Below are 7,389 nucleotides of genomic sequence, written 5' to 3' on the forward strand. Positions count from 1 at the left end.
TTACTGCCGACAAAATAAATTACCTTATTTAATAACCAGGTAGATCACTATAGAGCAACCACATGAAGCGGAACACAATCATCACCTGCCTCTTACTCCTAACAGCATCATCGGGCATAGCGCAGCAGAAAGCCTATACCCGTGCCGATACCCTCCGCGGCAGCATCACGCCCCAGCGTGCCTGGTGGGATGTGCTGCACTACGACCTTTCGGTGCAACCCGATTACACCCAAAAAACGATTAAGGGCAGCAACCGCATCCGGTACAAAACCACGGCGGCACCAGCTACCGCTATGCAACTCGATCTGCAGGAATCCCTGCACATCGACAGCATCGTTTGGAACAAAAAACAGTCCCTCACCTTCAGTAAGGACGGCAATGCCTGGCTGGTAAACACCCCGCAGCAAAAGGGCGAGCACGAACTGATGGTGTACTACTCCGGCAAGCCCCGCGAAGCGGTTCGAGCACCCTGGGATGGCGGCTGGACCTTTACCACCGACTCGCTGGGACGCCCCTGGATGACCGTCACCTGCCAAGGGCTGGGCGCATCGGTGTGGTATCCCTGCAAAGACCACCAAAGCGACGAACCCGACAGGGGCGCCGCCCTCACCATGATTGTTCCCGATACGCTGGTGGCAGTAGGTAATGGCCGCCTGAAGGCACAACAAAAGCTGGCGAATGGTTTGGCTTCCTACCGCTGGGAAGTGACCAACCCCATCAACAACTACAACATCATTCCCTATATCGGCAAGTATGTAAGCTTTGGAGAAACCTATGCCGGTGAAAAGGGCAAACTGGATGTGGCGTACTGGGTGCTGGATTACAACCTGGATAAAGCAAAAGCCTACCTGCCCACCGAGGTGCATAATATGTTTAATGCTTTTGAATACTGGTTTGGCCCCTACGCTTTTTACGAAGACAGCTATAAGCTGGTAGATGTACCGCACACCGGCATGGAACACCAGAGTGCCGTGGCTTATGGCAACCACTACAAACCCGGTTACCGCGGCCGCGACGGCTCGGGTACGGGCTGGGGTATGAAATGGGATTTTATCGTGATCCACGAAAGCGGCCACGAATGGTTTGGCAATAACATCACCACCAGGGACCTGGCAGATATGTGGGTACACGAAGGCTTTACCAACTACAGCGAAACGCTGTTTGTGGACCGCATCTTTGGCGTGGAAGCAGGCAATGAATACAATGCCGGCACCCGCCGCGGTATCCGCAATGATGCGCCCATCATACCTGCCTACAACGTCAATGCACAGGGCAGCGGCGACATGTATCCCAAGGGCGGCAACCTGCTCCACAGCATCCGGCATAGCCTGAACAACGACGCCCTGTTCCGCAGCATCCTCCGCGAGCTCAACAAGGATTTTTACCACCAGACGGTAACCAGCGCACAGGTGGAACAGTATATTTCAAAAAAGGCCGGCTTTGATTATGACAAAGTGTTCGACCAGTACCTGCGCACTACGCAGATACCAAAGTTTGAATACTACCTGAGCGATGCAGGGAAGAAGGTACACTACCGCTATACCAATTGTGTAGCGGGTTTCAACCTGCCATTGGTGCTGCAAAGCAAGGAAGCAACCATCCGCATCCTGCCCGGCACCGCCTGGAAAAGCACCGACCTGAAAAGTGCTGAAGCCGCATTATTTACCAAGGCAGCCATCGAGCAAATGTACTACCTCGATGTAGTGCCTGCTGAAGGCAAAACAGCATTGAAGTAAGTATTGATCAAATGGTTTTTGAACCACGGAGGCAGGAAGACACAGAGTTGCACAGATGAATTGGCACAAGCATTTTACCCTTGACAATTTCAATCTATAAAACATTCTCCGTGTACCTTCCGTGTCGCTCTGTCTCCGTGGTTCCACTAACGCATCAACCCACCAAAACCCCACATGAAACCCTACCGCCTCCTACTGCTACTCCTTTGCGCGGCATACCAGTTTACCCATGCCCAATCCACGCGCAGCATGGTATGGGCCAAAGACGGCAAGTCCTATTTTGCAATAGAAGACAAAGGCATCGTATCCTACCAGCTGCCCGCATTTACCAAGACCATCATTGCCGATTCTACGAAGATGCAACCCTCAGGCAAAGCGGCGCTCAACCTCCGCTCCTTCAGCTTTAGCGATGATAGAAAGAAGGTATTGCTTTACACCAATACACAACGCGTGTGGCGCTATGATACCCGCGGTGATTACTGGCTGCTCGACCTCGCCTCTGGCAAGCTCAAACAACTGGGCAAGGGCCGGCCCGAGTCCTCGCTGATGTTTGCCAAGTTTGCCCCCGATGGCAATCGCGTGGCCTATGTGTCGGGGCACAACCTGTTTGTGGAAGAACTGGCTACCGGTAAAATCACCCAGCTCACCAAGGATGGTACCAACCGGCTGATCAACGGCACCTTCGACTGGGCCTATGAAGAAGAGTTCGACTGCCGCGACGGATTCCGCTGGAGCCCTGACAGCAAAAGCATCGCCTACTGGCAGATCGATGCCCGGCAGATCCGCAATTTTTTAATGATCAATAATACCGATTCGCTGTACTCTTTTACCATCCCGGTGGAGTATCCCAAGGTGGGCCAGGATCCTTCGCCCTGCAAGGTGGGCGTGGTGAACGTAGCCACCGGAAAAACCATCTGGATGCAGGTGCCCGGCGATGCCCGCCAGCACTATATCCCCCGCATGGAGTGGGCGGCCAACAGCACCGAGCTGGTGCTGGAGCAACTGAACCGCAAACAGAATACCGCGAAGATCTTTTTCTGTACCGCCGCTACTGGTGCCGCCCGCAACATTTACACCGAAACCGACAAGGCCTGGATCGATGTAAAGGCCCGTTGGAGTGATGACTTTGCCGGCTGGGAATGGCTCCATGGCGGGAAGGACTTCCTATGGGTGTCGGAAAAAGATGGCTGGCGTCATATCTACCTCCTCGACCGCAACGGCAAGGAAACCCTCATTACGAAAGGCAACTACGATATCATCAGCATCAACGCCATCGACGAAGGGAACGGTTATGTGTATTTCATGGCTTCGCCCGACAATGCCACGCAGCAGTACCTGTACCGCAGTTCCCTCAATGGCAACAGCAGCCTGGAAAAGCTTTCGCCCGCTGCGCAAAAGGGCACACACAACTACAGCATGAGCCCCAATGGCACCATCGCCATGCACAACTTTTCCAACCACCTTGGCGAACGGCTTTCGGAGTGGGTGCAGCTGCCCGATCACCGTTCGTTCAAAGTAAATACCCAATCGGGGCCCACCGCCAATACACCAAGGGTAGAAATGTTTACCATCACCACCGAAGACGGCATTACCATGGACGGCTGGATGGTAAAACCAAAGAACTTCGACAGCACAAAAAAATACCCGGTTGTTTTCAGCGTATATGCCGAGCCTGCGGGCACCACGGTGCGAGATGCTGCCGGTGTGGGTGGCAATGGCCTCTATGTGGGCGATATGGCCGCCGACGGCTATATCTACATGAGCGTGGAAGGCCGCGGCACGCCGCAGCCCAAGGGCACTGCCTGGCGCAAGGCCATCTACCGCAAGATCGGCATCGTGAACATCCGCGACCAGGCGATGGCGGCCAAGAAGATCCGCCAGTGGCCCTTCGTGGACAGTACCCGTATTGCCGTGCACGGCTGGAGCGGCGGCGGTTCCACCACCCTCAACCTCCTGTTCCAGTACCCCGATATTTACCAGACCGGTATCTCCATCGCACCGGTGCCCAACCAGTTGCTGTACGACAACATCTACCAGGAACGCTATATGGGTCTGCCGCAGGAAAACCTTGAGGACTTTATCAACGGCTCTCCCATCACCCACGCCAAAAACCTGCGGGGCAACCTCCTGGTGGTGCATGGCACCGGCGACGACAACGTGCACTACCAGGGCACCGAAATGCTGATCAACGAACTGGTGAAACAGGGCAAGCAGTTCCAGCTAATGAGTTATCCCAACCGCACCCATGCCATCCGCGAAGGCGCCGGCACCAGCAAGCACCTGGCGGATTTGTTTTCGGCGTATTTAAGGGCGCATTGCCCGGGAGGAGGCAGGTAAAAGGCTAAGGGTAACTCCAGCAGTAGCATTTCCTGCTGATTTCAGCGTCTATAATGCAGAACAGAATCTGTCATGCCGACGCCGCGGCATCTCCTTGCACTCCCGGAGTATTCGTACATATAAGGAGATGCCGCGGCGTCGGCATGACCAAGTTTCAAACCCCTTCTGCTCAAAATCAGGCAAAAATCTGCAAAATACCGACAAGCCCCTTCCACCCCACACCCATAGCTTTATACCCCATAATCGCTCCCGCATGAAATGCAATCCCATCCTCGTCCTGGCCCTTGGCCTTACCACCCTGTTCACCGGCAACGCAACTGCCCAGAGCTATGTACCGGAATGGAAGGACAAAAAGATGAAGGTGCAACCCTCGGTGCCGCTGAAGGCTTATGCCTTTAACCTGAGCCAGGTAAAGCTCCTGCCCAGCGCCTTTACCGAGGCCATGGAAGCCGATGTGCGCTACTTGCTCAAAATAGAACCCGACCGCCTGCTGTCCGACTTCCGCACCCACTCGGGGCTGCAGCCCAAAGGCGAGCGCTATGGCGGCTGGGAATCGTCGGGGCTGGCGGGACATACCCTGGGCCACTACCTGTCGGCGCTGGCCCTGCACTATGCCGCCACCGGAGATGCCGAATTTCTCAAACGCAGCAATTACATCGTGGACGAACTGGTGGCTTGCCAGCAGGCCCGCAAAACGGGCTATGTGGGCGCCATCCCCAAAGAAGACAGCATGTGGGCCGAAGTGGCCAAAGGCAATATCCGCTCCCGCGGCTTCGACCTTAACGGCGCCTGGTCGCCCTGGTACACGGTGCACAAGATCATGGGCGGACTGCTGGATGCCTACCTCTATACCAACAACCACAAGGCACTGCAGGTAAACAACGGCATTGCCGACTGGACGGGCAACCTGATCCAAAACCTCGACGACTCGCTGATCCAGAAAATGCTGCTAACCGAATACGGTGGCATGAATGATGCCCTGGTGAATACCTATGCGCTTACCGGCAAAAAGAAATACCTCGATCTATCCTACAAATTCTACGACCGCAGGATCCTCGACTCGCTGGCAGCCCGCAAGGATATCCTCCCAGGCAAACATTCCAATACCCAAATACCGAAGGTGATCGGCAGTGCCCGCCGCTACCAGCTCAATGGCGACAAAAAGGACGAAGCCATCGCTAATTTCTTCTGGGAAACCATCGTCAACCACCACTCCTACGCCACCGGTGGCAACAGCAACTACGAATACCTCGGCGACTCCGATGTGCTCAACGAAAAGCTGAGCGACAATACCACCGAAACCTGCAATACCTACAATATGCTGAAGCTGACGCGGCACCTCTTTGCCGCCAATCCTTCGGCGGCGCTGATGGACTATTACGAGCGGGCCCTGTACAACCACATCCTCGCCTCGCAGCACCACCAAACGGGCATGGTCACCTATTTTGTTTCGCTGCGCATGGGCGGCCGCAAGGAGTACAGCGACGAGTTCAACTCCTTTACCTGCTGCGTGGGTACCGGCATGGAAAACCACGTGAAGTACGGCGAGAACATCTATTACCGCGGCGCCGACGGCAGCCTTTATGTCAACCTCTTTATCCCTTCCCTGCTCCGCTGGACCGAGCAGGGCATCAATATCAAACAGGAAACCTCCCTGCCCGGCAGCGGCAGTACCACGTTTACGGTCATTGCACCCAAGACCACCCCTTTTGCGCTGCGCATCCGCAAACCGCACTGGGCAAAGGCCGCACAGGTAAAACTCAATGGTGCCCTGCAAAACATTGAAGCTGATGGGGAAGGTTATTTCGTGATCAGCCGCAACTGGCGCAACAACGATCAGGTGGAACTGGTGACGCCCCTCGAATTTTACACGCAGGCCATGCCAGACAATGCCAACCGCAAGGCCGTATTCTATGGCCCCGTGCTGCTGGCCGGTGTGCTGGGCAACAAGGAACCCGAACCGCAGGATATACCCGTACTGGTAACGCCCACTGCCGATGCCAACCGATGGTTTCAACCCGCAGGCAATGCCCCCCTGGCCTTTCAGACCGCAGGCAATGCCATACCCAAACAGGTACAGCTGATCCCCTTCAACCAGACGGCAGACGAGTACTATACCGTGTACTGGGATGTGTTCTCACCCAAAGAATGGAAAAGCCAGCAAGAGGTATACGCGGCGCAAAAGCGCAAGCAAAAAGAACTGGAAGATAAGACCGTGGATGTGCTGCGCATTGGCGAGATGCAACCCGAACGCGACCACGAATTGCTGGCCGAAAAAACCACCACCGGGGATGAACACAACCGCAAGTGGCGCGCTGCAGGTGAAGGCGGCTTTATTGCCTTCAACATGAAGGTGGACCCACAACAACCCAATACCCTGATCTGCACCTACTGGGGTATGGACAACCGAGGCCGCATCTTCGATATCTATATCAACGACAGCCTGGTAGCCACCGAAGACCTCAATAAATACAAGACCAGCAAGTTTTATGATATTGGTTATGTCTTGCCGCCATCACTCACTAGGGACAAAACTACCGTAGCCGTGAAGCTGGTGCCCAAGGCCAATAACAGTGCCGGGCCGGTGTATGGGGTGCGGATGGCGAAAGGGGATGTAAGTGGATTGACAACACCGTTGAAGAATGAAAGTATTTACAGGTAGTACCAACAACTAGGTTGATCAAGTGCTACCAACTTAACGGGACTACGATTTGGGTTTCGCTGTTCGCCCGGGGTCTTCGCAGATGGCCTTGTGCATGGGTGCTGTGGCGAAACCCCGGGAGTACTAACCAGGCATGGACCGGTCTTATTCGCCAACCTGGGCCAAAATGGCTTGCTCCAGTTCTTCACTAATCCGGAAGTTGGTCTCTTTTATTTTCTCCAGGAGTGGCTTTACGGAAGAAAGCTGCCTGCGGAGCTTGGCTGCAGCAATCACCCCAAGCGTACTGGTTATTGCCAATCCCAGTTGCTGCGCCATTTTGCGGCCTTTCAGTTCATCAATGATTAGTAGACAATCTTCCTGCTCGAGGGCAAGCGCAATGGCACTGGCTTCGCCATGGTCCAGCGAAGCCTCCAATATCCGGAGGCTTTTGAAGTCCGTGGGATTTTGAATGCGGATCCAGCCGGGTAGGGGCGCACCTAATTCGAGGGCCACCTTTTCGGTTGTAAGTACCTGCCCATAAAGCTGGTGCAACAGTTCCAGTGCTTCGATTTTCTCCAGCAAATTAAGGCAGGAGGTATCAGAGATGATGCTTGCTGGCATTGCGGATGTCATTTACCAGTTCCGGTGCATCGTAGTTGAATAGGGATACATTGT

The 7,389-nt window shown here is 54.7% G+C and carries 4 protein-coding genes; 3 read left to right on the plus strand and 1 reads right to left on the minus strand.

Annotated elements, in window-relative coordinates:
* The first annotated feature begins 62 nt into the window (after nucleotides 1-62).
* The 3 genes from BUE76_RS22945 (at nucleotide 63) to BUE76_RS22955 (ending at nucleotide 6,735) form a co-directional block, all read left to right on the plus strand.
* Entirely contained in the window at nucleotides 63-1,736 is a 1,674-nt protein-coding gene (locus BUE76_RS22945; RefSeq protein ID WP_073038822.1) for a M1 family metallopeptidase, read from the plus strand.
* A gap of 174 nt (nucleotides 1,737-1,910) precedes the next feature.
* Nucleotides 1,911-4,073: a S9 family peptidase gene (locus tag BUE76_RS22950; protein ID WP_073038824.1), complete on the plus strand. Its 2,163-nt coding sequence runs from the start codon at nucleotides 1,911-1,913 to the stop codon at nucleotides 4,071-4,073.
* 253 nt (nucleotides 4,074-4,326) lie between these two features.
* Entirely contained in the window at nucleotides 4,327-6,735 is a 2,409-nt protein-coding gene (locus BUE76_RS22955; RefSeq protein WP_073038826.1) for a glycoside hydrolase family 127 protein, read from the plus strand.
* Nucleotides 6,736-6,879: 144 nt separating this feature from the next.
* Here BUE76_RS22955 and BUE76_RS22960 read toward each other — a convergent pair whose 3' ends face one another.
* A complete protein-coding gene (locus BUE76_RS22960; protein WP_073038828.1) occupies nucleotides 6,880-7,335 on the minus strand; it encodes a DUF3368 domain-containing protein in 456 nt (151 codons plus the stop codon).
* Nucleotides 7,336-7,389 lie beyond the last annotated feature (54 nt).

It is taken from the genome of Cnuella takakiae, assembly GCF_001953305.1.
Taxonomy (GTDB): Bacteria; Bacteroidota; Bacteroidia; order Chitinophagales; family Chitinophagaceae; genus Flavisolibacter; species Flavisolibacter takakiae.